Source organism: Christensenella tenuis, assembly GCF_014287795.1.
Lineage (GTDB): Bacteria > Bacillota > Clostridia > Christensenellales > Christensenellaceae > Christensenella > Christensenella tenuis.
Map to the genome: position 1 here is coordinate 147405 of NZ_JACOON010000006.1, position 23522 is coordinate 170926.

The window sequence follows — 23522 nt, forward strand, 5'->3', positions numbered from 1 at the left end:
GAATACAATGTAAAAGGTTCTTGGATGCTTTAAAATAAGAGACGTAGCGTGAACCAACCGTCTTTTGCCTCATAATCTATAATACCCCCATATTTTTTTGAAAACATGGCAATACTATGGGAGCCGTATCCGTGCCCGGACTCACGTGAGCATGGTAGTCCAGTAGAAGGATTAAATGTTACCTCACCGGTAAATGTATTAGATAAGGTAAACAATATTTGCGAGCCGGCAGACTTGCAGCATAATTTTATTTTACGTTGATCTTTGTGTGTGATGCTGCCACAAGCGCGAATCGCATTTTCTATTGCATTAGAAAACATGATTAGAAAATCCTGTTTTTCTACAGGAAAGGGCGTTGGAATATCTAATTGGATATCAACGTTAATCCCGGAATCCACTGCTGCTTTTATATGAAAAGAAATGATGCTATTAATAACAGGATCATCACAATAAATATCATATATCTTCGTTATCCCAAAATTCGTGAGTTCATATTTTTGATTTTCAACAATTTGGCGCGCTGTATCGACTTCTCCGGAACGGAGCAATGTGGCAATAATATTGAACTTATGCTTCATGTCATGACGATAAACTTTCATCTTCCCTACTGATTCAGTAAGAGAGCGATCATAATTTTCCAGCGTAATCATTTGGAATTCAAGAAATTGTTTTTCACGCTTTATCAAGTGGTTCTGATTGTAGAGTTCTAAAAAATCGAAGAAAATATAATATACAACGAAAAGTAAAATCAGCAGGAGAAGAATGGGAATACAGTTTTCTATGTGTTCCACGGTAAGCAGCGAAGGGAATAGTACCGCAATATAGCAGGAAGCAAAGAATGAAATGGGAATGAGGGAAGCGCGCCACCAGCCACGGGGATTGATTTCCATACATTGCCCAATGGTACGCCTTAAAGTCTTGATGGTCAGGAGCAAAAATAATGCGTATGTTCCAAATTTAAATGCGGCATAAACCCAAACATGGGGCATCAGCAAAAGAAATACACAAACTCCTAAAAGATCGCCCGCAAAAATCACACTGTCGACTGTAAAGGCAAGGAAAACGGCACGGGCATCCCTATATTTGCATAGAACAAGCGGGAGGAAAAATCCGGTGACCGACTCGATCAACGGGTATGCAACAGAGCGTATTTCCGGGGAAAGATAAACGGAACCCAGATGGGAACATGACATTTGCAATAAAACAAAAATCAAAATGATCCATACGCTCTTTTTATTGCTATAACGAGAGGGAAACAAAAAATAGATTAATATCCCTGAAAAGGGAGTCGTAAATAATGACCGCAGCAGATCAATTGTCAAAAGAAAATACCCCCGTTATTAGTAATGGTTTTTTAAGGAATTAGTAATAGACTTTTGGCTCTTTGACAGAATGCCCAAGTATTTTTTTTTCACTTCAGGGAATCTGTTTCGGGAAACCGGGATGCAAGAGCCATCGCTCATTTCAAATGTTTTGCCCAAAAACCTTCGTACATGGGATATGTTGATGATATATGATTTATGGGTCTGGATAAACTGTTCTTCGTTGAGCAAGGGCGCAATGGTCGACGTAAAAGAAGATCGGCTGTAACTGCTGATGATTTGCGTGCCATCAGAAAGGTAATAATAAAAAGTATGATTTCTGAACTCTATATGGGAAAGTTCCCTGCATAAAATATTTACAAACCCATGCGGCGTTTTAACAGAAAGAGACTTATTTTTCTGATTCTGATCTATTGCCAATATCTTATCCAGAACCGGAAATAAACTATCTGGCGATATAGGCTTGAGCAAATATTGATAAGCCTGTACACGAAAAGCATCAAGCGCAAAATCTTTACTTGTAGTCAAAAAAATAATCGCTGCATGACTGTTCGATAAACGAATCTGTTTGGCTAGGTCAATCCCATTCATCTTCGGCATTACGATATCAAGTAAAAACAACTGAAATTCGCATAATGGAATTTCACTGTGAAGAAGAGCATGGGGTGAATCAAAATAATCAATATGAAATGTGTGCGGATTTGCCTGTATATAATAGGTCAATAATTCTTTTATTTGTCCTAACTCATCTAGCCTGTCATCACAAACGGCAATCAGCACAACTGTTGACTCCTTCAGCAGAATTACAAAAAACAAAACATGGTTTTATTACTCAATACTTACTTAATATATTCTATCAATTTTTATACTTCAAATCAACATAAGCTGCGATTTGCAGAGGTTATTTGAGTGAAAAGATAGACTGATTAAGTGAAACCTATTGTTGCAAAAGAAGCCATTGCGTATAGTTGTAATAAAAGAGTATTTATAAGGAGATGATAATATGATGAAAAAAATGATTATCTTTATCCTAACCGTTGTATGCGTTGTGTGTGTATTTACGGCGTGCAGCTGTGGAAGAACGGACACACCGGCCACTTCCGCTTCTTCAAAACCGACGACTGCTGTCGAAACAGGAGACCCTGAACCTACAGCAACCTCCCATGATCGTGAGGGTGAAACTTGTCTGGCTGGTACAATTGTTGACGCGGAGCATATGACTGTCACTATAAAAGATGAAAAGGGCAACGAGGTAACGTTTACAAAAGAAGGGGCGGACGTCTCTGGACTGGAAAATGGATTGCAAATTGGCAACGACATCTGTGTGTACTACACAGGACAACTGGATGGAACAGATGCATCCGGCGTAACGGTAACGAGGATAACCGACGAAGATTGACCTCAAAGCGGGATAATAGAATAAAATTGGAATATCTTATTCTATTATCCTGTTTTCGGTTAGAATAAGATAAAAATTCCGGATTGACTGGAAACAAAAATTTAACATACAAGCGATAGAAAAGATGACTCGATTACAGTGATGGAAGAATACAGCAGATATAAGAGAAACCGATATGCCAGAAAAAGAAAAATACGCATCCGGCGCGTTGTTACCGTCCTGATTGTAGCGTTTGCGGTCGTTTTATTAGTATGTTTGATAGGCGGAGGAAAAACATCCGGATCGTCTTTCGATCCTGAATCGACTGCACCAATACAGGAAGATGCGCTTACCCCGGTGATTGTCAGCCCTACCGAAACGCCGGAGATGTCGGCCGCTGTACCGGAACCGGCCGCCACACCGACCGCAACGCCATCCGAACAGAAACTTGTCGAATACACGGGGCCGGTCGAGCATTTTTTCACCCACTATCTGATTGCTTATCCGGAGATCGCGCTGTCGAAAGGAAGCGGGGCGGACGACCTGTGGAACAACTGCATTACGCCGCACGAACTGGAGGCCGTATTGCAGTCGCTTTATGACAACGGATATATATTGGTGGATTACAACACGATCTATGAAACGGATGAGAATGGGAAAAGCCATTTCACATCCTTAATGCTCCCGGAAGGGAAAAAGCCGATGGTTTTTTCCATCGACGACGTGATCGGCACAAAGCGTGACCGTGGCAGAGGTACGATTGATAAGTACATATTGGGCGAAGATGGAAAGATATGGACTTATACCCTCATGGATGATGGCAGCGAATCCATTCGGAATGACAATGATTTTATTCCTATCATAGACGCATTTATCGAAGAACATCCCGATTTTAGCTTGAACGGCGCGCGCGGAATTATTGCGACAACTGGGTTCAACGGGCTTTTGGGATACGATGTGACCAACGAAAGCGAGCGTGCCGAGGTGCAGCCGATCGTGGATTATTTACTCGCCGAGGGCTGGACGTTTGCAAGCCATAGCTTTCATCACTTTCACTGGGAAAAAATTACTGTGGAAAAAGCAGCGGCGGATATTGAAAAGTGGAACGACCAGATCGCCAGTATATGCGGGCCGGTAGAAATGTTCGTATGGCCCTACGGGGAATATATGGAAACAAGCAATGAAAAATATCTTGCCCTGAAAGACGCAGGATTTCGCGTCTTTTGTGGAACCTATGCAAAGGGAGGGCAGATTGAATGGCCGGACGGAACCCTTTTGATGGAACGCCGGATGGTGGACGGTTATGCGCTCGATCATTTCAGAGAGACCTATTTGGCATTTTTTGATGCGAATATAGTGCGGGATGTGAAGCGGCCTGCCAAAGGGGAAGTAATCCCGGAAGCCGGGTATTGAGCAAGCTTTAAGGAAAGGACATTGGATTGGATATGGATAGAAAAATGTGCAGGAACTTTTTGGTATTGGGTATAACGCTTCTATGCGCCTTATCAATCATGCCGTCTACGGCGAAAGCGGCGGAAGAGATTGGCATTAATGAACAGAATTTTCCTGATTCCAACTTTCGGACTGTGTTGGAACAATATGACACAGACCATGACCATATTCTTAGCCCGGAAGAAATGTCAGCAATGGTGTCAACAGCAGGGATTCTCGATGTAAGCAACAAGGATATAACAAATTTACAGGGAATACAACTTCTGCCTGATGTAAAACACCTGTTCTGCAACGGTAATTCTGCATTAAGTACCCTTGACTTATCTGGAACAAAAATAGAGACAGTCAACGCGTACGATTGCAGCGCCCTCAAAACAATTACCGCGCGAGGACTTCAAAGCGAGCATTTTGCTGTGACCCCTAAGGGAGAAACGATTGCTGTTGAAAAAATAGATATAACCGGTTCTTCCATACAAACTCTGGATACCAGTGCGTGCGGGAATCTTGCATTGCTGGATGTATCAAACTGCGCCCTAACGAGCCTAAACTGCGATTCAAATAGAAAACTGACATATTTGAACTGTTCGAATAACGCCATCAGCAATACCACGGGAGAATTGGCAATCGAAAATTGCTCTTTGCTGGAAGAAATAGACTGTTCGGGAAATAAGCTTACATCCCTTGCCGTACCTCCTTTCGTGCGTATTTTAGACTGCTCGGAAAATATATTGGAAACGCTTTCTGTTTCCAACAATAGCAATTTACAATCGCTAAATTGTTCAAACAATCAATTGAAGCAGCTTGATGTTGCCGGAAATCCCAAACTTAAGGAACTATCCTGCGATAACAATCTGCTGGGATCACTGGATGTATCAAACAATTCCCTGTTGGAGAGTCTGGACTGCAGCAACAACAGCCTGTCTGCGCTTGACGTATCGGCAAACACATCGCTGCAAGAACTCTCCTGTGGGAATAACCGTTTATCGGTACTCCATGCAGATCATGTGGCGGATATAGCAGCCGGAGACCAATATCCGGATCCCGTAGACTTTTATGCCAATCAAGGAAAAAGGATCGTCTATCTTACGGATATCATAGGAGAACAAGATGCAAAGCGTGTAGACGGGGCGCGCGGCGGCCAGTACGATAGCAATCAATACGCCCTGCTCCTTGACGGCGGCGGCCTTCCTTCAGTCGGCTATGTTTACGATTCGAATATCAACGGGGCGGGTATTGGAGAAATGAACGTATACCTAAACTTTGCTGACAGAAGGGATTATACTTACGATTTAAAAATAGAAGGCGGAATAAAAGTGCCGCCCTCATTGACCGGGAATACTACGTTCAATACTGTTCAGAAAATTGAAACCGCCTTGGAATCAGAGATTATAAAAACGATTCCCGATGCCAGCATTCGTTATTTTGACGTAACTATGTTGGTAGACAGGAAAAAAGACGGCGGCTGGAGAGCGGCGGAATGGTATGAAATTCCGGAAGATGGCGTGAATGTGACGCTGCCTTTTGCACAAACCGGAGAGAGTAAGGTCTTGATCGCGCATTTAAAAACCGACCGGGAAAACGGCGGCCGTGATCCGAAAATAGAAGTCTTCACTCCGGAAGTGACTGAGGGCGGAGCAAAAGTTAGGGTAGATTCCCTTTCCCCTTTTGCGCTTGGCTGGGGAAAGAATAGTGTTGATCCAAAGCCGGTCGAAACGCCGTCCGGAACGGGCGATCAACCGCAGCAAGGGCTTACATCGCCGGATCAACCGCAGCAAGGGCTTACATCGCCGGAAAAACCTGCTACCGATAAGCCGCAGCAAGGCATCACATCATCGACAAGTTCTGCAAAAAAGGCTCCGCCTACAGGTGATACAGAAGATATGCCAATGTTTCTTCTTGTATTATGCGCGGCATTTTTATGTATTGTCATATGTATGCGGTATATGCGGGTTAAACAATGAATAACTATATTAAGGGAGAAAACGAACCGGCCGGATATTCGGCTAACAAACAAAGCATACAATAATGCACTATATTATTAATATTTAGGAGGAATATCAATGAAAAAGACAGTAGTAACAGTTATTGCGATGTTTTTGGTATTAACCTTGGCCGCATGTTCGGCGCCCGCATCGTCGCCGGAATCATCATCCGATCAGATAGCAAACCCGTGGACACAGGTAAGCAATCCGGATGAAGTGAAGGAAAAAACAGGGATCACAATGAATACGTTGCCGGAAGGGGCAACGGACATCAGTTATTCTGTATTGGAAGCGGATAAAATCGCGCAGGCCGTCTTTACATGGGAAGGAAACGATTATACATTTCGCATGGCGCCCCAAGCGGTTGAGGGGCTATCGGGTATGAGCGTCGATTTCAAGGAAAAAAGCGACGAAGTAGTCGGTGATTCCGCTTATGAAATTGCTTTTAACGAAGGCGCGGAGGGATGCGTGGAATGGCTTGACGAAGCAACGGGTATACGTTGCACGGTCACAATGTCTTCGGGCGCGGCGCAGGATAAACTTACAAAAATAGCGGAAGCGCTTATCGCGGTCGGCTGATCGGCAACGGAAAAGGAAGCTTCAGGGCGGCGGCTCTGAAGCTTCTTTGGATATCGAATGGAAAGACAAGATGGAACAACTTAAATTAAAAGAATGGCAAAAGAAAAAACTTATTTTTTGGGTCGTTTTTCTGCTTACGGTAGCGATGGTCTACCTCGGATGCGTCTCTTGCTTTTTATATTCGGATAAACAGGCCGAAGATGCCTATTGGGATTATTACCTGCACGAATCGACCGAATATACTGAAACGGAAAAAACAACCATGCAGGATGCGACCGTGGTCACGGTCGGCACTTATGTGGAGACGGTCAACTCTATCGATATGAAAAATTCGGAATATACGGTCACCTTCCGCTGTTGGTTCAAATGGCTGGGAGACCCTTCGCTCGATATGTCTAAATATTTTGAGATATATAATGGAACGGTCAACCGCTGTGAACTTTTAGAGACGATCCGTCAGGATGGAGAAAATTATCAGTTGGTACGGGTCAACGCAACGATCTCCAAGACTTTCTGGACGACGCGCTTTCCGCTGAGTTCCTATCAGTTTCGGTTCTATTTGAAACCCATCGCGCCAATACAGGGAATCGTATTCATACCGGATATGGAGCACAGCAGTGTGAATGAAAAATTGAATCTAACAGGATTTGAACTTGAAAGAAACGCCGTAGGGCTCTGTATCGTCAGGGAAGACAGCAGCAAGTTTGGTTCGCCGTTTGAAAGCGATGAAATACTGACCTATTCTGAAGTAATGACCGCGATTGAATTGAACCGGGATACATGGGGACTGTATTTTAAATGTATTATCGCGCTGATCGGCACAAACATCTGGGTACTCATCAGCGTGTTTGTCTGCGCCTATCATAAAGTGGATTCGCTTAATATGATACCGGCAATCCTGTTTGGCACGGTAAGCAACATCCTTGTGGGCGCGAACCTGATACCCGATGCAATGTATACCGGGCTGCTGGAATACGTCAATATTTGGGGTATCTATACGATCTTGATCTCAACCGTCATAATTATTCAGATCAACCGAATCAGAAGCGAATATCAGGATCATGCGTTTGCGCGGAAATTCGGGCATATTATGTTTTCCCTGCTTCTGATCCTCACCGTTTTAGGCTATTTAATATTGCCTGTTTCCGCTTATCGGTTCTGATTGCGGAGATAGAAAATATCTAACAAAAAAGAATCATTGGGCTGCCGGACGACGGTAAAAGAAAATGGCGCCGATCCGGCGCCATTTTTTGATTCCGTTAAAAGCAGCTTTCCTTCCCTGGCAAAGCAGCCGGTTTTGTCCACGGAGCAGCGTTTCCGTACTCCCGTTTCCCCGGCGGCAAATATCATGGCTGCGGGGCGTCTTCCGCGTCGGCCAGATAAGGGTAAGGGTTCACGTAAACCCCGCCGGGCGCAATGACGGCAATATGCAGGTGGTTTGCCGTGCTGTTGCCCGTATTGCCCGCAAGGCCCACCGGATCTCCGCGTTTTACCGTATCCCCGGGCTGCACAAGCTGCGATACCTCTACCATGTGGTAATAGTGGTACTGCGTGCCGTCCGCACCTTCGAGCACCACATAATTCCCCGTCCCTTCCCCGCCGCCTACGGCGAGGATAACGCCGTCCACACAGGCGAGCTCTGGCGTGCCTTCAGGGCACAGGATATCCGTCCCCGTGTGCCGCCGCGCGCCTCCGTCGCGGTCGTCGTACCAGCAGTCATTGAAACCGTACCGCTCGGCAAACGGGAAGGTAAGGCGTTCGGAAAGTTCCACCAGCGCGCCGCTGTTTTCCCGCAGCTCTCCCGCTTCATCATAAACGGTCAAAAGATAGGTGCTCGTAAAAAATTCCGAAGGGATCGGGTCCCCTTTTACGGCAGACAGGGGGAACGCCTCCTGCGGGGTTTTGGGAACCAGTGCGAACTCGAACTCCATTTCCCCTTCTCCCCCTGCGGTTACGGCAACGGAAGGGGTAACGAGCGTCTTGAGCATAGAAAGGAACTCCCCGGGCGTTTCGCACGCGAGCGCCGCCGCGGCGAGTACCTGCCATGGCGGCATTTGCGTTTTTTTGCTGTCTTTCCATATGCAATTTCCATAGCTGGCCTCGAATTGCCGGGCACAATACTCCGATACCTCAGTCATCCATGCGCCGCACGCCTCTTTGAGCCCATCCGTTACGTCCGGGTTGTTGATAACAATTTCGTAGCTGCGTTCCCCGTCCCGCGGGTAAAGCGCGGTCAACGCAGGATATTCAAACGGGAATTCCGCCACCAGTTCCTCTATATCCGGCGGCGCGGCTGGCTGTGGAGCTGAAGTTGGGCGCGCGGCCTCCGGCGCCGATGCCTGCGCGGTCTCCGGCGGTTCCGGCGGAACCGCCGGGCCGCTCGAGCACGCGCCCAAAACCAATGCAGCCGCAAGAACAAACACAACTAATTTTTTCATAGGCCCCTTCACTCCCGCTAATGATTATCTTTATTTTCCGCCGCGCGAACGCAGGTAATTCTGCAAAAAAATCTCGTCTTCTACCTCGAGCCCGTTTTCACCGCACAGGGATTCCACATGGTGACGAAACTCATGCCGCAGGGTTTTACGCAATTCCCTGCGTATCTTCTCCCGGGAAGCGCCCGGGAACACGCGCAGGAACGAACCGTAATAAATTGCGATATAACGGCCCATTTCTCCGCCGGAGAAATAGCACCCCAGCGTATAAAGCCCGCCCTGCCCGCGCGGATGCCGCTCTGTCTGCGGAAGAAGTACAATGCCTCCGTTCAGTTCATGGAAAAATACTTCCGGCAGTTCTTCCGCAAGCCCGTCCAGCATCTGTTCCATTTCATCGAGCGTTACCGGGCCTTTTGCGGACTCCTGCCCGCTGGCCGCGGACGGCACATTCTTTTTATCCAAAGGATCCGGCGTTTTTCCGGACGGATCCATGTCATTCCTGTTCATATTTTTTATTGTAACTCCACATCCAGCAAGACCGGGTTATGGTCTGCATATTCAAAGTCAAGGTCAATGGTGCGTACCGTTTTAAGGGCCACATTGGGCGATAGGATAAAGCCGTCGATTACATAAAGCTGCGTCTGTTCCCTGTCCCCGGTGTAGGGGCCGGAAAGCAGCCGGCACGTAGGCGAAGAAGAATCCACCGCAAACTGCCAGCCCTCGGGCAGCATATCCGCGCTGAGGGCCCCGGGCGTCCAGTTTTCCGTATCGACCACGGGATAACCTGCGATATCCGGGAAAGCCTGGTTGAAATCCCCGCCTGCGATCACATAATTTCCCTTTTCATATTCCGCTGTCAAAAAGTCCATCAGCATATTTGTCTGCGCGATTTTTCCTTCCCCGTCGCCATATGCCTCGAGGTGCAGGTTCACAAGCACGAGTTCATGCCCTTCGTACGGCACGCGGCAAACCAGCAGGCAGCGTTTCAGGTTGCACGTGCTGACGGGCCACGTGAAGGAAGCGGGCAGCGCTACGCGCGAAGCGCTTTCCACCCTGTAATCCGTGAGCGTTAAAAGGCCGCCCTCTACCTTGCCGATCATGGGAATGGGATAGGGCACAAACGCGGCCTTGTAATTATACGCAAAGGCGGCGTTTTTTTTCGTCAGGCCCGCGAGGTATCCGGCCTCGTCGATGTAATACGAACGGTGCGAATCGACGTCTGCCTCCTGTACAAATACTACGTCTGCCGGATGATCCGTCAGCATGCCGCCGATTCCCTTTAAATTCGTTTCCACATCGGTTTTTTGGTCGGGGCGCACCATGCCTCCCCCATCCATGAAGAAGTCCTGGTTTTTCCCCAGGCCCGCATAGCCTATATTGCAGGTAAGCACGCGCACGCGCCCATCCGCAGGCTCATCCGCCGTCCCCGTGACGGAAACCTCTTCGATCGGGGCGGGACGGTATTCCGTTACGGTCAAAAAAAGGAGCAATGCGGCAAACAAAACCGCAACCGCCGCAAGAACAATGCCAATTACGCGCAGCACGCGCTTTGTTTTTGCCATCTAAACGCACCTCTTCCCATCTTTCCGGATATCCCCAGTATACCATAAAAAGCAGGCGGTATTATTTCATTTTTCTAAAATATAATTCACAATAAATTGCAATTATTCCAATATAAATTTATGTAATTCCCAATTGACTCCAATTCCATTTGCATCTATAATAGCATTATAAGTCCTGCACTGATTTCAAAAAAGGTGGTAAATATTGTATGAAACTCCAGGTAGCGTTTGACTGTAACTGCAATACGCAGAAAATTTGCGATTGCGTGGACCTTATTTCCGGGTATATGGATTTTATCGAGGTAGGTACGCCCCTCGTGATTGAAAAAGGGCTCTCCACCGTCCGGGAGCTTCGCCCCCGTTATCCGCATCTTAAAATTCTTGCCGACCTTAAAATTATGGACGGTGGGTTTTACGAAGCGAACGCAGCTTTCGAAGCGGGCGCGGACATTGTGACAGCGCTTGCGGTGGCGGAGGACGCGACGCTTATGGGTGCGATTGAAGCCGCGGCAAAGCACGGCGGAGAAATTATGGTGGATATGATCGCGCACCCGGACCTTCCCCGGCGCATCGGCGAACTGGGCGCGATGGGCGCGGACTATATCTGCCTGCACACCGCCAAGGATATGCAGCAGAGCGGCAAAGATTTCTCTGCGTTCATGCGGGAGATGAAGGGCTTTGTAAAACACGCGAAGCTTGCGCTCGCGGGCGGGATCAACCCCGGTAACATTGAAAGCTATACATCTATGGAACCCGACGTGATTATCATCGGCGAAGGCATTACCGGCGCGGCGGATCCGGCAGACGCAGCGCGCGCGGTGCGCGAAAAAATGGGCGCGCACTGAACCGGGGGGAACCTTCCATGAAAAAGAACCTGCTCGCCGCAGAGCGGCGCAAACAACTGACGGAAATGGTGCGCAGCAACGGCAGCGTCCGCATCGGTGAAATCGCCGAATTTTTCGGCGTATCGTCCGAGACCATCCGTAAAGACCTCATTTACCTGAACAACTGCGGCGCAGTCAAAAAAAGCTTCGGCGGCGCAGTCGCGGTGAGCGAATACCGGGAGCGCCCGGTTTCGGGGCGTTCTATGGAACATGCGGAGAAAAAAGCGGCGGTTGCCGGACGCGCAATGGAATTCCTTTCGGACGGCGGCGTGGTGTTCATTGACTCGGGCAGCACGGTGCTCGAGGCGGCAAAGCTTTTACATGCGGGCATGGATATTGCAGTTGTAACCAATTCCCTTGCCGCCCTGAACGCGCTTACGGAAAAAAACCTCGACATTCATTTTATTGGCGGGGTATTTTCCGACGTGACCATGGCAACCAGCGGTTTTTGGGCGGTGGGCGCGGTCAATACCATTAAATTTGACGTAGCGCTGCTTGGCACGAGCGGCTTCCAGTCGCACAGCGGCCCCAGCGTTAAGACCTTTCCCGACGCGCAGATGAAGCAGGAGGTCCTGAAAAACAGCCGAAAGAAAATCGTGCTCGCAGACAGCAGCAAATTTATCACCAACGCGGTTGTACAGTACACCGAATGGGGCAATATCGACGCGCTGGTGACAGACGCGGACGCGCCCGCAGATGCAGTCAAAGCCCTGCGCGGGACGGTGGACGTGATCACCGTCTGATTTTTCTTTCCGCAGAAGACCGGCCCCGTTTCAGTTTGCGGCCGGCGAAACCCGATAAAGGAGGAACTATGATCCATGAAAACAAACGGTATGATTCCCAAAACAATGAAAGCGCTTATTGCGTATGCTCCTATGGATTTCCGGTATGAGGACTGCCCCGTACCCGAAATTTCGGAGGACGACATCCTCATCAAATCATTTGGCTGCGGCATTTGCGCAGGCGATACAAAATCGTGGCGCGGCGCGTCTATGTTCTGGGGCGACGAGACGCATCCTGCGTGGCTGAAAGCGCCCGTGCGCTGCGGGCATGAATTCTGCGGCGAAGTGGTGATGATCGGCGACCGCGCGGCGGAAAACTTTGGCCTTACGCTCGGCGACTGGTGCGTGCCCGAACAGGCGATTCCCTGCGGCAAATGCCGGTATTGCCTGGACGGCGAACGCTGGCTGTGCGAAGTGCACAACCTCTACGGCTTCCAGGGCGGCATCACCGACGGTGGCATGGCGGAATATGTGAAAATCGACGGCCGGAGCATCGTGCACAAGGTTCCGAAGAGCGTGGGCGTAAAGGGCGGCTGCATGATCGAACCCGTCTCGTGCGCGGCGCATACGGTGGAACGCGCGGGCATTACGCTGCGCGACGTCGTCGTGATTGGCGGCATGGGGCCCATCGGCCTGATGAAGATGCAGCTCGCTAAACTCAAAAATCCCAAAATGGTCATTGCCATCGACGGCAAGCCCAACCGGCTCGCGCTTGCCGAAAAACTGGGAGCGGACCTCGTGATTGACTACACAAAGGAAGATTGCGTAGCAAAGGTAAAAGAACTTACGGGCGGTTACGGCTGCGACGTATATATTGAAAACTCGGGCAGCCCGCAGTCTGTCTTAAACGGCCTTGAAATGCTGAAAAAGCATGGACGCATGGTAGAATTCGGCGTGTTCCTTGAAAAAACGCCTGTGGACTGGAGCATTATCGGCGATAAAAAAGAGCTGACCATCCTCGGCTCGCATATCAGCGGCACAGAGGGCTACGATATTGCCATCGATGCGATTGCAAACAAAAAAGTGAATGTTGAGGATGTGGTGACGCACCTGATTCCCCTGAAGGACTGGCAGAGTGCTTATGAAATGGCGGAACGCGGCGACGAATCCGCAAAGATTGTGCTGGTCCCGTAACGGGGCGCGGCAATTGCCCCAGGCGGCGCGGCGAAAATCCGCCGCGCCGTTTTTTGTTACCATATAAGCTAAAATAAAGAACCGCCTGCAAATGGGTTCATCCGCGAAAAAAGCAGGAAGCGCCGCCCCGGTTGTTTTCCAAAAAATCCAAGTGTTCTTATACGGACTAATGACTGATCAGGTAAGTGAATGTTAAAAGCGCGAGGAGAAATAACCCGAACTGCATTAAATCGCTAAAGCTAAATCTTTTTTTCATGAGCATTTACCTTGCAATTGTGGTTACTTTTCATTAACTATAGCATAGCTAGGTGGTATAGTCAACATTAATATTTTTGCTAAGTGTTTATTTTTTTACAATTTATGATATAATAGATTTGTCAGAGTAACATCTGCGGATTGAAATAGCAAAAATATGAATAAGGAAGGGGATTGCTATTGAATCGACCGGCAAGGCCCTTCTTTATTTTTATCGGGAAATTTTCCCGGCATATACCAGGCCGCAAAACCATTCTGCCAAAAAAAGTTTTTCTTTTTTCCGCAGTCAAAAGCTCCCTGCTGTGATATACTTAGGTTAAATTAACTTTTTCGGAGGGATTGGGATGAAAAGTTTTGTTGCGGATATACCGGAAAAAATCGTGTTTGGCGCAGGCTGTGTGGACACGGTTGGAAAATATGCGAAGCGCCTGGGGAAACGCGCGGCGATTATTGCAGGGAAAAGCGTGCGCCCGGAAAAAACGGCGCTGCTTGAAAAAATACAGGCGCTGCTCGGCGAGCAGGGCGTGGAATCCTTCGTTTATGCGAAAATCAACGAAAATCCCCTTATGCCCATCGTAGATGCGGGCGCGGATTTCGCGCGGGAACACCAGTGTGATTTTGTGATCGGCGTGGGCGGCGGCAGCTCGCTCGATTCGGCGAAGGTCATCGCCATGCTGTGCGCGTCGGGCGGCAGCGTACGGGATTATGTGCTCGATGGGAAATATGCCGGGAAGACAGCGGATGAAATCAAAACGCTGCCTATGATCGCCGTCACAACCACGGCGGGAACGGGCAGCGAGGCTACTCCGTGGGCAGTGGTGACAGACCCGGAAACGGGCAAAAAACCGGGCTTCGGCTGGTCGCCCGTCATGTACCCCGCCATTTCCATCGTAGATCCGGAGCTTACGCTTTCCATGCCCAGGAGCGTCACCTCCAATACGGGCATCGACGTATTTTTCCACGCATATGAATCCTATGTTTCCACACTCTCGAACGACTTTACGGATATGTTCGCGGTACGTTCCATGGAGCTTGTTGCCGAAAACCTAAAAAAGTGCCTCGACAACCCACAGGATATCGAAGCGCGCAGCGCAATGTCTTTGGCGAATACGGTGGTGGGCCCTGCCATCAGCATTTCGGGCACGCACATCATTCACGGCATGGGCCACAGCATCAGCGGCCACTACGATACGCCGCACGGCCTTGCCCTTTCTTCGATTGCGGTGGCGGTAACGGAATATACGTGGAAGAGCGATATGAAAAAATTTGCCAAGGTAGCGGTCATTATGGGGGCCGATCCTTCGCAGGAGGAAGAAACGCTTGCCAGGAACTGCGGAAAGACCATGAAACAATTCCTTGCGCAGTTTGGACAGGGCGTTTCCCTTTCTTCCCTTGGCGTAACGGAAGATATGCTTCCCGTGATGGCGGCGGATGCGTTTGAGGCCATGGGCGGAAATATGAGCGTATGTCCCGTCCCGGTCACGCCGGAAGACGCAATCGCTATTTATAAGGCGTCTATGTAATAAGGCGCACACGCGGCGGGGCCGGTTCCGCCGCGTTTTTTGTTGTAAAAACGGCGCTTCCATATTATAATGGAGTTCATTCAACTTTTTAGGAGACATTGCTTTGGACATCTTATCTTTTCTTTTGCTCGGCGTAAGCCTTTCGATGGACGCGCTCGCTGTTTCGGTGTCCATGGGCATTTGCGTGCCCGACCTCAGAAAACGCGAAGCCGTCAAAATCGGTCTTTACTTCGGCGGGTTCCAGGCGCTGATGCCTACGCTCGGCTGGCTGCTTGGAACTTCGGTTATCGCCTACATCAGCGCATTTGACCACTGGATTGCTTTCGGACTTTTGGCATTCATCGGTATCAAGATGGTGGTTGACGCCGTGCGCGGCAAAGAAGAAAAGCAGGCGTGCGACCGGCGCGGCGATATGCTCTCTCACAAAACATTGTTTTTTATGGCCGTTGCCACCAGTATCGATGCGCTTGCGGTGGGGGTGAGCCTCGCCATGGTCAAGGCCGATATTGCCATAGGCGCAGCCGTCATTGGCCTTACCACGTTCCTGCTGAGCTTTGTGGGTGCGGTGGCGGGCAGGCGCCTTGGCAGCGCTTTTGAGAAAAAAGCCATGATCGCCGGCGGGCTGGTCCTTGTTGCTATTGGCGCAAAAATACTGATTGAACACCTGACAGGAGTATAAAAAAAAATATCTTGTTCCTAAAAAGAAGAAAATATTACATTGCATTTTCCAAAAAACAAGGTATAATAAAGTCATACAATTGAATAACGTCTTTATGGTTGCCCTTGGGCAATAAGGAGGAAGCCGGTTGGAATCCGGCGCTGCAACCACAACTGTAATTGCGGACTGTGAAAGCAAAAGCCACTGCCACGTGCGGGAAGGCGCTTTTTGAAGGGATGATGCATAAGTCAGGATATTCGCCATAGAGACAGCGGTATAACGATTCTTGGGTTGATTGAAGAATACGGTACATGTATAATTATAATTTGTGTATCACAAGCGGCCTATGAGCGGGCCGTTTTTTTGTTGGATGGGAGCTTTGCGCTCCTCCTTGGAAATGATATTTTTCTCCCCACCACATGCGAGCGGCGGGTCCTCCCCGGCCCGCCGCCGAAAACAGCCCGATTTTATGAAATAGGATATACCTGCAAAAAGACAGTTCTTCCCCGGAACTGTCTTTTTGCGTTCGCAAATATTAAAATTTAATTAAATCACATGAAGTTTATTGACAGTCATATGACCATATGATATGATGTGACCATACCGGAGCGCGAAAAGAATGCGCGCCGGGGGTCTTGCGGGAGGAAAACAGACATGCTCAAAATCAAACATTTTACCAAGAGCTACAAAGGCGGAACAAAAGCGGTTGACGACCTGTCGCTTACCGTGGAAGACGGGGATATTTACGGCTTCATCGGGCACAACGGCGCGGGCAAAACCACGACAATCAAGGCCGTGGTGGGCATCATGGATTTTGACAGCGGCGAAATCGAAATAGACGGTATGTCTATCCGGGATAACCCCATCGAATGCAAACGTATCACCGCGTATATCCCGGACAATCCGGACCTTTACGACAGCATGACGGGAATCCAGTATTTAAATTTTATCGGGGACGTTTTCGTTATCCCGAAGGCGGAACGGGAGGCATCCATCAAGCAGTACGCGGATCTTTTTGAGATTACCGCGAGCCTCGGAGACCTTATCTCCTCCTATTCGCACGGCATGAAGCAAAAGCTGGCACTCATCTCGGCGCTGATGCATAAGCCCAAGCTGCTGGTGCTCGACGAGCCGTTCGTAGGGCTTGACCCCAAAGCATCGCATACGGTCAAGCAGCTGATGCATGAAATGTGCGAAAACGGAAGCGCAATCTTCTTTTCCACGCACGTTCTCGAGGTGGCGGAAAAGCTGTGCAACAAAATTGCCATTATCAAAAACGGCAGGCTGCTGCGCGCGGGGAACCTCGAGGACGTCAAGGGAGACGAGAGCCTCGAAGACGTATTTTTGGAGTTAATCGATGAATAATCTTGGTTTATTGCTGAAAACATATATGCGCACCTCCTTTGGGTTCAACAAAGCGAGGTACACGCACGAGAAGCGGTCCAAGTCCGCGGGAATGACAGCCCTGCTGACGGTATGCTATGTGCTCATTATTTTTGCGGTGTTTGGCATGAGCATGGGAATGATGGACAGCCTGAAATCCCTGCACGCGGAATATATCGTACTGAATATTATGATGATGGCCGCGTCCGTCATGGTTTTGTTTACCACGATTTATAAAGTGAACGGTACGCTGTTCGGGTTCCGCGATTACGATTTGCAGATGACGCTTCCCATCAAAACGAGTACGCTGATCGCAAGCCGCATTTTGATTTTGTATCTCCTGAACATCCTGTTCGTCCTTGGCGTGATGGTTCCGGCGGGCGTAGCTTACGCGATTGTTGCACAGCCCGCGCCGGCCTTTTACCCGGTCTTTATCATAACACTGTTTGCAATCCCCATGCTGCCCCTTATTATTGCGACGGTGATCGGCACGCTGATTGCCATGGCGGCTTCCCGCTTTAAACGCAAAAACGGCATGAGCGTAATCCTGACGGTGGCGGCGTTTATGGCGTTTATGATTGTGTGGCTCGGGTTTTGGACGAACTCCGGCGATATCATAGTGAATTTCGCGGATGTGGGCGGCATGGTCAACAATGTCCTTACGGGCATCTATCCTATGACCGGGCTTTACGGAAACGCAGTTGGCAGCTTTGATATCCTCTCGCTGGTTTTATTCCTTGCGATCTCCTTCGGGGCGTTCGCAGCCTTTACGGCGGTGGTGGCAAAGCTGTTCAAAAAGCTCAACACTTCCATCACCACAACCCGTACGGCATCAAACTACAAAATGACGGATCTGAAGGAAGCGACGCCCAAAAAGGCGCTCTACCGCCGGGAAATGAAACGGTATTTTTCCTCTTCCCAGTATGTGCTGAATACGGCGGTCGGCCCGCTGATGCTGATTGTCGTTGCGGTAATCCTCCTTGTTTCGGGTGTGGACGGCTTTGGGGTCTATTCCGAAATTCCGCAGTTCGGCCAGCTTCTTGCAGCAGCCGCGCCCATGGGAATCTCGTTTTTCATTGCCATCGGGTGCACGACGGCTGCCTCTGTTTCACTGGAAGGAAAAAACCTATGGATCATCCGTTCCCTGCCCGTGGATACGCGCCTCATCCTCAAGGCAAAACTCAACGTGGCGATGACGCTGTACATCCCCACTGTGATAATCGGCGGGACGCTGTTCAACATCGCTCTTTCGCCCGATCCGCTGTTCATTGTCCTGATGTACGCAATTCCGCTTGCTTACGGCTATTTCACTGCCTTATTCGGCTTGAAATCCAACCTTAACAATCCGAATTTCGACTGGACAAACGAGGTGACGGTCATTAAACAAAGCAAGCCTACGCTTGTTACCATGCTTGTGGGGATGCTGCTTACCATTGCTCCGGCAGTCCTTGCGCTGTTCTTCGGCCGGCCCGTGATGGTCGCCGCGCTTGTGCTGGTGGCCTTGCTGGACGTTTTGCTTTACCGCAGCCTTATGACCAAAGGGGCGGCTCAATTCGAAAGTTTTTAACGTAAGCGCCCGGTTATACTCTGTAAAAAACAGGACGCGCCGCGGCGCGTCCTGTTTTTTACGTTGACGGAAACGCATGCAGGCGGTACACTGGGAATAAGATATTCACAACGGAGGATCATTATGCAAAAAGCCGGGATCATCGGCGGAATGGGCCCCGCATCCACGCTTGACTATTACAAGGGAATTGTGGACGGGTACCGCGCCGCCAAAACGGACGGCAGCTATCCTGCTTTTACGCTTGAAAACGTAAATATGGCAAAAATGCTTGATTTTGTGGCGCATGAAAACTGGAGTCCGCTCGTTTCCATGCTTCTCGCCGCTGTGCGCAACGTGAAAAACGCCGGGGCGGATTTCGCGGCTATTGCATCCAATACGCCGCACATCGTGTTCCGGGAACTGGAGGAAAAATCCCCCCTTCCCCTCGTCAGCATCGTGGAAGAAACCTGCCGTTATGCTGCCGACGCAGGCTGCGCACGGGTGATTGTGCTGGGCACAAAATTCACCATGACAAGCGGACTATATACGGATATGTTTCCCCGCTACGGCATTGAGGCGCTGATCCCCGACCGGGAGGGCCGGGAATTTGTCCACAGTATACTCTTTCCTAAGCTTGAGGATGGGACCGTAGACCCGGAAGACAAGGAGGACATGATTGAATTTACGGAAGAGCTGATCCGCAATTCCCATGCCGACGCCGTCATGCTTGGCTGCACGGAGCTTCCGTTGATGATCCGTCCGGGCGACCTTTCTGTTCCCACGCTCGATACGGCGCAGATCCATATTGCGGCCATTGTCCGCGAAATACTGAAATAACACTGCCCCATGATACAAAAATTTTACAAAAGTATGCGATCCTGTTTCCATTAAAGTAAAGTTGAGGTGAACCATGTATTTTGGAGATGTGGGCCATACCGTTTACACGATGTTTTTCACCGGGCTGTTTGGCCTGCTGCTGGCAGCGCCCGTTTATGCCCTTGTATGGATTCTCACGCGCAGGCGTTTTCCTGCTAAAGCGGGCATGCACGCGCTGCGTTACCTCTTTTTGACCTACCTTATTTGCGTCGGCATGCTGACGCTTGTGCCGAGCGGTTTCGACATGCAGGGAGGCGTAAACCTCGTGCCTTTTTCGAGCATAGCGGAGGCCTTCCTCAGTACATCGGAAGTGGCGCTCGGGCTTATCTTCCTCAACGTTCTGATGTTCGTCCCTATGGGCATATTCCTGCCGTGGGTGTTTCCCAAGGTGGACAGGCTGTATAAGGCTGTGCTTATTTCCTTCGGCGCAACGCTGCTGATCGAGCTGCTGCAGGTGCTTTTACCGGGCGGACGGGCGTTCGACGTTGACGATATCATACTGAACACCTTCGGCGGAGCGATTGGCTATTCCCTTTTCGCGCTCGGTTCCATGCTTGCGAAAAAAAAGAAACCCCTCCTGCGCGAAAAAATTGCCTGCATCGCGGCGCTTGTTCTTTTGCCCGCCGTTTTGTTCGGCTTCCTGGCCGCGGAAAACGGGCGGGAATTTAAATATGGTTTTCCCTACACCCTTATGGTGCCGGAGGAAGCCGAATTTACGGGGCGGGAGGCTTATCCTGAAACGGCCATGACCTATGTGCGCGTCTTGCAGCCGCAGGAAGAAACTCTGTCTGCGCTGGCAGAAACGTTTTCCCTTTCAGGTACGCCTGAAAAAGAAGGGAATTCTTTTGTTTTGCGCACAGCGGACGCTTATCTTTCGGTTTTTCCCGACTACGGATGGATATATTCCATGCGCAGCCCTACCGGCCTTCCCAACGAACGCCCAGCGGACGAAATCGCCGCGGAAGCGGAGGCGTTCCTGCGGCAGCACGGCCTGTGGGCGGATGGCCTGCAAGCGGCGGAGGTAAACGAAACGCTGGGCGTGGATCCGGACGGCACGGAGCGCTCAAGCGGAAAGCAGGTTGTTTATGCTGCCGACGAAGCGGACCACACGGTTACAGGCTGGCTCTCCGTCTTTTTCGACAACAGCGGAATCTATGAGGTATCTTCCAGCCTTTACCGGTATGCTCCCTACCGTGAGGCGAAGCTGGCTTCCCCGGGCGAGGCGCTCGCGGACGTATTGAAAACGCACCGCTGCTATGTGACCGCTGAATTTGATGCGGTTACCCTGCATCCGCAAAAGGCCGTTTTAGACACGGCTGAGCTTGTTTACGACTGGGGAATGTCTTCTGGCAGGCAAAACCTTCCCGTCTGGAAGCTCTCCGGAACCTTTTATGGTGACGGTGAACAGGCACGGGGCACCATTATGGTTCCCGCCATCCTGGAATAAAGATATTATAGCCTGTTTTGCCGGTCCAACTGAATAAGACGGTCACGGCGTGCCTTAAAGGCCGCAGCTTCCTCATCCAACAGCCGGGCGATGGCGTCCACGGTTTTTTCCGCACCCTTTTCTTCCACTTCCTGCCTGAACCACCGCAAAAACAGTCTTTTCATAGTTCGTTCAATGACAGGGTCGCCGGGCGCGAGCAGCATCACGGGCAGCAGGTATTCATAACCGCACAGGCCGTCCACCCGGATATCCGAGACCAGCTCTTGGTGCGTCAGCTCCTCCCCCATCTGCATGAAATAGTCGAGGATCTGAACCCCCTCGATATGTTGCTCGAAGCATTTCAATACCTGTACATTTTTATCATCCATTTCCGATACCTCATGTAATTAGATTTATTTTGACCTTTATTGAATGTCATTCCGCGCACAATATTAACATATACTTACACTAATAACAAGCACTAAAGGTCAAAATTGAGGTTTGTATCCAGACATGTTTAAAAATAAAAATGTTGATGGAAGCTTAAATGTTTGCGGCCCCAAAATCAAACTGCTTCGAAAGGGTAAAAGCCTTTCCCAACGGGCATTAGCCGATCAAATGCAATTACAGGGAATTGATCTCAACAAGAACGCAATTCAGCAAATCGAAAGCGGCGAAAGGTTCGTAACAGATATTGAAATTAAGGCATTTAGCCATTTCTTTAAAATCAAAGCAGACGATTTATTAGGGTCGTAAATTCTTAATATTTCATCGTAGTATACATATCATAAGCGGTATCTTGTTGTGTTACTATTTTTCTCTCGCAGAAAGAAGGAAACTGCTATGTTAAAAGAACTGGATTTAGGCATGCGCATGCCGAAAGAAGAATACGGCGCGCTGATGGAAGAATTAAAACCCCGGCTGGCGCAGCTCCAACAGGAAATCATCCGCGAGAAGATTCCCGTGGTCATTCTCTTTGAAGGGCTTTCTGCCGCGGGCAAAGGAGAGATCACCAATTCCCTGATCGTTGGTTTTGACGCACGTGGTTTTACCGTATACAACACGCGCCCCCCGGAGCCTTCCGAGCGGCGCCTCCCGTGGCTTGCGCGTTTTGCGGAAAAGATGCCCTCCCGCGGACGCATGGCCATTTTTGACCGCGCATGGTACAGCGCGCTGTCTGTGGAGCCGCTTCCCAAAGAGGAACTGAAGCAGCGCCTCCGGGAGGTAAATAGATTCGAGCGTCAACTGGCAGACGACGGCTGTCTGATCCTCAAATATTTCCTGTACATCAGCAAGAAGGAACAGCGAAAACGCCTTGAAGCTTTGGAGCGGGCAAAGAGCACGGCGTGGCGGGTGACGAAAGAGGACTTTAAAAACCTGAACCGCCACGGCGAGATCACAGACTTTTTCGACTCGATGATTGAAAAAACAAACTCCCCGTACGCCTCATGGAACGCGGTGGCTGCAACAGACAAGCGGTATGTGCGCGCGGCGGTATTTTCCTCCATCGCAGAAAACCTTGAAAAGGCGCTTGCCAAAAAGCGCGAAGGAGCGCCAAAAGCGGCCTTTGCGCCGAAGGTCGATCCCTGTTTCAGGCTGCTTCCCCACACGGGCATTGGGGAGCTTGATCTGAAAAAGAGCGTAGACGAAGAGGAGTACCGCGAACGCCTCAAAGAATACCAGGATAAGCTTTTTAAGCTGCAAAACAAACTATACCTGAAAAAAATCCCCGTGATCGTGGCCTACGAAGGCAACGACGCGGCGGGCAAGGGCGGCAACATCAAGCGCGTGGCGGAAGCGCTCGACGCGCGGGGATACGCGGTCACGCCCATTGCCGCACCCACGCCGGACGAGCTGCAGCACCAATACCTGTGGCGTTTTTGGCGTGCCCTGCCCCGCACCGGGCATTTCGCGATTTTTGACCGCACGTGGTATGGGCGGGTGCTGGTAGAACGCGTGGAAGGGCTAACGTCCACGGCAAGGGTGAATCAGGCATACAACGAAATCAACGAATTCGAATCCATGCTGGTAAGATGGGGCGCGGTTATTTTCAAATTCTGGCTGGCCATCGACAAAGACGAGCAGCTGCGAAGGTTCGAAGACCGGCAAAATACGCCCGAAAAGCAATGGAAAATCACGGAGGAAGATTGGCGTAACCGTGAGAAATGGGACGCATATGCGCAGGCAGTGGACGATATGTTCCGCTACACAAACACGGATTTTGCTCCATGGGTGGCGGTGGAATCGAATTGTAAGCGGTATGCCCGTTTAAAGACGCTTGAAACGATGATTGAGACTTTACAAAACCGGTTATAAGCAGGCATCGCCGGAAGGCGTATGCGCAG

General features: G+C 49.8%; 22 protein-coding genes and 1 riboswitch. Of the genes, 16 read left to right on the top strand and 6 right to left on the bottom strand.

The window, feature by feature from the left end; all coding sequences use genetic code 11:
- Positions 1-29 precede the first annotated feature (29 nt).
- Together H8S18_RS11640 and H8S18_RS11645 are read right to left on the bottom strand one after the other, a co-directional pair.
- Positions 30-1322: an ATP-binding protein gene (locus tag H8S18_RS11640; protein ID WP_186858442.1), complete on the bottom strand. Its 1293-nt coding sequence runs from the start codon at positions 1320-1322 to the stop codon at positions 30-32.
- 18 nt (positions 1323-1340) lie between these two features.
- On the bottom strand, positions 1341-2102 hold the full coding sequence (locus tag H8S18_RS11645; RefSeq protein ID WP_186858443.1) for a LytR/AlgR family response regulator transcription factor: 762 nt from the start codon (positions 2100-2102) through the stop codon (positions 1341-1343).
- 223 nt (positions 2103-2325) lie between these two features.
- On the opposite strand from H8S18_RS11645, the gene H8S18_RS11650 reads away from it, so the two are divergent.
- The 5 genes from H8S18_RS11650 (at position 2326) to H8S18_RS11670 (ending at position 7875) form a co-directional block, all read left to right on the top strand.
- The gene (locus H8S18_RS11650; RefSeq protein WP_186858444.1) at positions 2326-2721 is read left to right on the top strand and encodes a hypothetical protein; all 396 of its coding nucleotides are present in this window, start codon (positions 2326-2328) and stop codon (positions 2719-2721) included.
- A gap of 141 nt (positions 2722-2862) precedes the next feature.
- Positions 2863-4113 (top strand): polysaccharide deacetylase family protein, encoded by a 1251-nt coding sequence (locus tag H8S18_RS11655; protein ID WP_186858445.1) that lies wholly within the window; start codon positions 2863-2865, stop codon positions 4111-4113.
- 32 nt (positions 4114-4145) lie between these two features.
- Positions 4146-6113 (top strand): leucine-rich repeat domain-containing protein, encoded by a 1968-nt coding sequence (locus H8S18_RS11660; RefSeq protein WP_186858446.1) that lies wholly within the window; start codon positions 4146-4148, stop codon positions 6111-6113.
- Positions 6114-6212: 99 nt separating this feature from the next.
- Positions 6213-6713, top strand: a complete 501-nt coding sequence (locus H8S18_RS11665; RefSeq protein WP_186858447.1) for a hypothetical protein — start codon at positions 6213-6215, stop codon at positions 6711-6713.
- Positions 6714-6783: 70 nt separating this feature from the next.
- Complete coding sequence (locus H8S18_RS11670) at positions 6784-7875, top strand: hypothetical protein (protein ID WP_186858448.1); 1092 nt, start codon at positions 6784-6786, stop codon at positions 7873-7875.
- Positions 7876-8059: 184 nt separating this feature from the next.
- Here H8S18_RS11670 and H8S18_RS11675 read toward each other — a convergent pair whose 3' ends face one another.
- From H8S18_RS11675 to H8S18_RS11685, 3 genes are read right to left on the bottom strand one after another with little or no spacing between them, the layout of a single operon-like run.
- Positions 8060-9151, bottom strand: coding sequence for a peptidoglycan DD-metalloendopeptidase family protein (locus tag H8S18_RS11675; RefSeq protein WP_186858449.1), 1092 nt, complete (start codon positions 9149-9151; stop codon positions 8060-8062).
- A gap of 30 nt (positions 9152-9181) precedes the next feature.
- The gene (locus H8S18_RS11680; protein WP_186858450.1) at positions 9182-9655 is read right to left on the bottom strand and encodes a metallopeptidase family protein; all 474 of its coding nucleotides are present in this window, start codon (positions 9653-9655) and stop codon (positions 9182-9184) included.
- Between the two features lie 5 nt (positions 9656-9660).
- Positions 9661-10710, bottom strand: a complete 1050-nt coding sequence (locus H8S18_RS11685; protein ID WP_186858451.1) for an endonuclease/exonuclease/phosphatase family protein — start codon at positions 10708-10710, stop codon at positions 9661-9663.
- A 209-nt stretch (positions 10711-10919) separates the two neighbouring features.
- Here H8S18_RS11685 and hxlA point away from each other — a divergent pair, with 209 nt between their 5' ends.
- The 9 genes from hxlA to H8S18_RS11730 all read left to right on the top strand — a co-directional run bounded on the left by hxlA (position 10920) and on the right by H8S18_RS11730 (position 21198).
- Positions 10920-11555, top strand: a complete 636-nt coding sequence (gene hxlA, locus H8S18_RS11690) for a 3-hexulose-6-phosphate synthase (RefSeq protein WP_186858452.1) — start codon at positions 10920-10922, stop codon at positions 11553-11555.
- Between the two features lie 17 nt (positions 11556-11572).
- Positions 11573-12337 (top strand): DeoR/GlpR family DNA-binding transcription regulator, encoded by a 765-nt coding sequence (locus H8S18_RS11695; protein WP_186858453.1) that lies wholly within the window; start codon positions 11573-11575, stop codon positions 12335-12337.
- A 75-nt stretch (positions 12338-12412) separates the two neighbouring features.
- Positions 12413-13510: a zinc-binding dehydrogenase gene (locus tag H8S18_RS11700; protein WP_207721756.1), complete on the top strand. Its 1098-nt coding sequence runs from the start codon at positions 12413-12415 to the stop codon at positions 13508-13510.
- A 599-nt stretch (positions 13511-14109) separates the two neighbouring features.
- Positions 14110-15288: an iron-containing alcohol dehydrogenase gene (locus H8S18_RS11705; RefSeq protein ID WP_186858454.1), complete on the top strand. Its 1179-nt coding sequence runs from the start codon at positions 14110-14112 to the stop codon at positions 15286-15288.
- Between the two features lie 103 nt (positions 15289-15391).
- Positions 15392-15967, top strand: a complete 576-nt coding sequence (locus H8S18_RS11710; RefSeq protein ID WP_243165140.1) for a manganese efflux pump MntP — start codon at positions 15392-15394, stop codon at positions 15965-15967.
- A 78-nt stretch (positions 15968-16045) separates the two neighbouring features.
- Positions 16046-16225: riboswitch (cobalamin riboswitch) on the top strand.
- 375 nt (positions 16226-16600) lie between these two features.
- Positions 16601-17311 carry an ABC transporter ATP-binding protein gene (locus H8S18_RS11715; protein WP_186858455.1) on the top strand — a complete coding sequence of 237 codons (711 nt, stop codon included), beginning with the start codon at positions 16601-16603 and terminating at the stop codon, positions 17309-17311.
- The gene (locus H8S18_RS11720) at positions 17304-18896 is read left to right on the top strand and encodes an ABC transporter permease (RefSeq protein WP_186858456.1); all 1593 of its coding nucleotides are present in this window, start codon (positions 17304-17306) and stop codon (positions 18894-18896) included. The genes H8S18_RS11715 and H8S18_RS11720 overlap by 8 nt, the downstream gene beginning before the upstream one ends.
- A gap of 123 nt (positions 18897-19019) precedes the next feature.
- Complete coding sequence (locus tag H8S18_RS11725; protein WP_186858457.1) at positions 19020-19712, top strand: aspartate/glutamate racemase family protein; 693 nt, start codon at positions 19020-19022, stop codon at positions 19710-19712.
- 73 nt (positions 19713-19785) lie between these two features.
- On the top strand, positions 19786-21198 hold the full coding sequence (locus H8S18_RS11730; RefSeq protein ID WP_186858458.1) for a VanZ family protein: 1413 nt from the start codon (positions 19786-19788) through the stop codon (positions 21196-21198).
- Between the two features lie 5 nt (positions 21199-21203).
- Here H8S18_RS11730 and H8S18_RS11735 read toward each other — a convergent pair whose 3' ends face one another.
- Positions 21204-21566, bottom strand: a complete 363-nt coding sequence (locus H8S18_RS11735) for a hypothetical protein (RefSeq protein ID WP_186858459.1) — start codon at positions 21564-21566, stop codon at positions 21204-21206.
- A 124-nt stretch (positions 21567-21690) separates the two neighbouring features.
- Between H8S18_RS11735 and H8S18_RS11740 the strand changes: the two genes are divergently transcribed.
- The gene (locus tag H8S18_RS11740; protein WP_186858460.1) at positions 21691-21933 is read left to right on the top strand and encodes a helix-turn-helix domain-containing protein; all 243 of its coding nucleotides are present in this window, start codon (positions 21691-21693) and stop codon (positions 21931-21933) included.
- An 87-nt stretch (positions 21934-22020) separates the two neighbouring features.
- Positions 22021-23493 (top strand): polyphosphate:AMP phosphotransferase, encoded by a 1473-nt coding sequence (pap, locus tag H8S18_RS11745; RefSeq protein WP_186858461.1) that lies wholly within the window; start codon positions 22021-22023, stop codon positions 23491-23493.
- The last annotated feature ends 29 nt before the right edge of the window (positions 23494-23522 follow it).

Excerpts from the sequence above, each read along its gene's own strand:
- H8S18_RS11650 (WP_186858444.1), top strand. The coding sequence starts at position 2,326 with ATGATGAAAAAAATGATTATCTTTATCCTAACCGTTGTATGCGTTGTG.
- H8S18_RS11655 (WP_186858445.1), top strand. The coding sequence starts at position 2,863 with ATGGAAGAATACAGCAGATATAAGAGAAACCGATATGCCAGAAAAAGA.
- H8S18_RS11660 (WP_186858446.1), top strand. The coding sequence starts at position 4,146 with ATGGATAGAAAAATGTGCAGGAACTTTTTGGTATTGGGTATAACGCTT.
- H8S18_RS11665 (WP_186858447.1), top strand. The coding sequence starts at position 6,213 with ATGAAAAAGACAGTAGTAACAGTTATTGCGATGTTTTTGGTATTAACC.
- H8S18_RS11670 (WP_186858448.1), top strand. The coding sequence starts at position 6,784 with ATGGAACAACTTAAATTAAAAGAATGGCAAAAGAAAAAACTTATTTTT.
- H8S18_RS11675 (WP_186858449.1), bottom strand. The coding sequence starts at position 9,151 with ATGAAAAAATTAGTTGTGTTTGTTCTTGCGGCTGCATTGGTTTTGGGC.
- H8S18_RS11680 (WP_186858450.1), bottom strand. The coding sequence starts at position 9,655 with ATGAACAGGAATGACATGGATCCGTCCGGAAAAACGCCGGATCCTTTG.
- H8S18_RS11685 (WP_186858451.1), bottom strand. The coding sequence starts at position 10,710 with ATGGCAAAAACAAAGCGCGTGCTGCGCGTAATTGGCATTGTTCTTGCG.
- hxlA (WP_186858452.1), top strand. The coding sequence starts at position 10,920 with ATGAAACTCCAGGTAGCGTTTGACTGTAACTGCAATACGCAGAAAATT.
- H8S18_RS11695 (WP_186858453.1), top strand. The coding sequence starts at position 11,573 with ATGAAAAAGAACCTGCTCGCCGCAGAGCGGCGCAAACAACTGACGGAA.
- H8S18_RS11700 (WP_207721756.1), top strand. The coding sequence starts at position 12,413 with ATGAAAACAAACGGTATGATTCCCAAAACAATGAAAGCGCTTATTGCG.
- H8S18_RS11705 (WP_186858454.1), top strand. The coding sequence starts at position 14,110 with ATGAAAAGTTTTGTTGCGGATATACCGGAAAAAATCGTGTTTGGCGCA.
- H8S18_RS11715 (WP_186858455.1), top strand. The coding sequence starts at position 16,601 with ATGCTCAAAATCAAACATTTTACCAAGAGCTACAAAGGCGGAACAAAA.
- H8S18_RS11720 (WP_186858456.1), top strand. The coding sequence starts at position 17,304 with ATGAATAATCTTGGTTTATTGCTGAAAACATATATGCGCACCTCCTTT.
- H8S18_RS11725 (WP_186858457.1), top strand. The coding sequence starts at position 19,020 with ATGCAAAAAGCCGGGATCATCGGCGGAATGGGCCCCGCATCCACGCTT.
- H8S18_RS11730 (WP_186858458.1), top strand. The coding sequence starts at position 19,786 with ATGTATTTTGGAGATGTGGGCCATACCGTTTACACGATGTTTTTCACC.
- H8S18_RS11735 (WP_186858459.1), bottom strand. The coding sequence starts at position 21,566 with ATGGATGATAAAAATGTACAGGTATTGAAATGCTTCGAGCAACATATC.
- H8S18_RS11740 (WP_186858460.1), top strand. The coding sequence starts at position 21,691 with ATGTTTAAAAATAAAAATGTTGATGGAAGCTTAAATGTTTGCGGCCCC.
- pap (WP_186858461.1), top strand. The coding sequence starts at position 22,021 with ATGTTAAAAGAACTGGATTTAGGCATGCGCATGCCGAAAGAAGAATAC.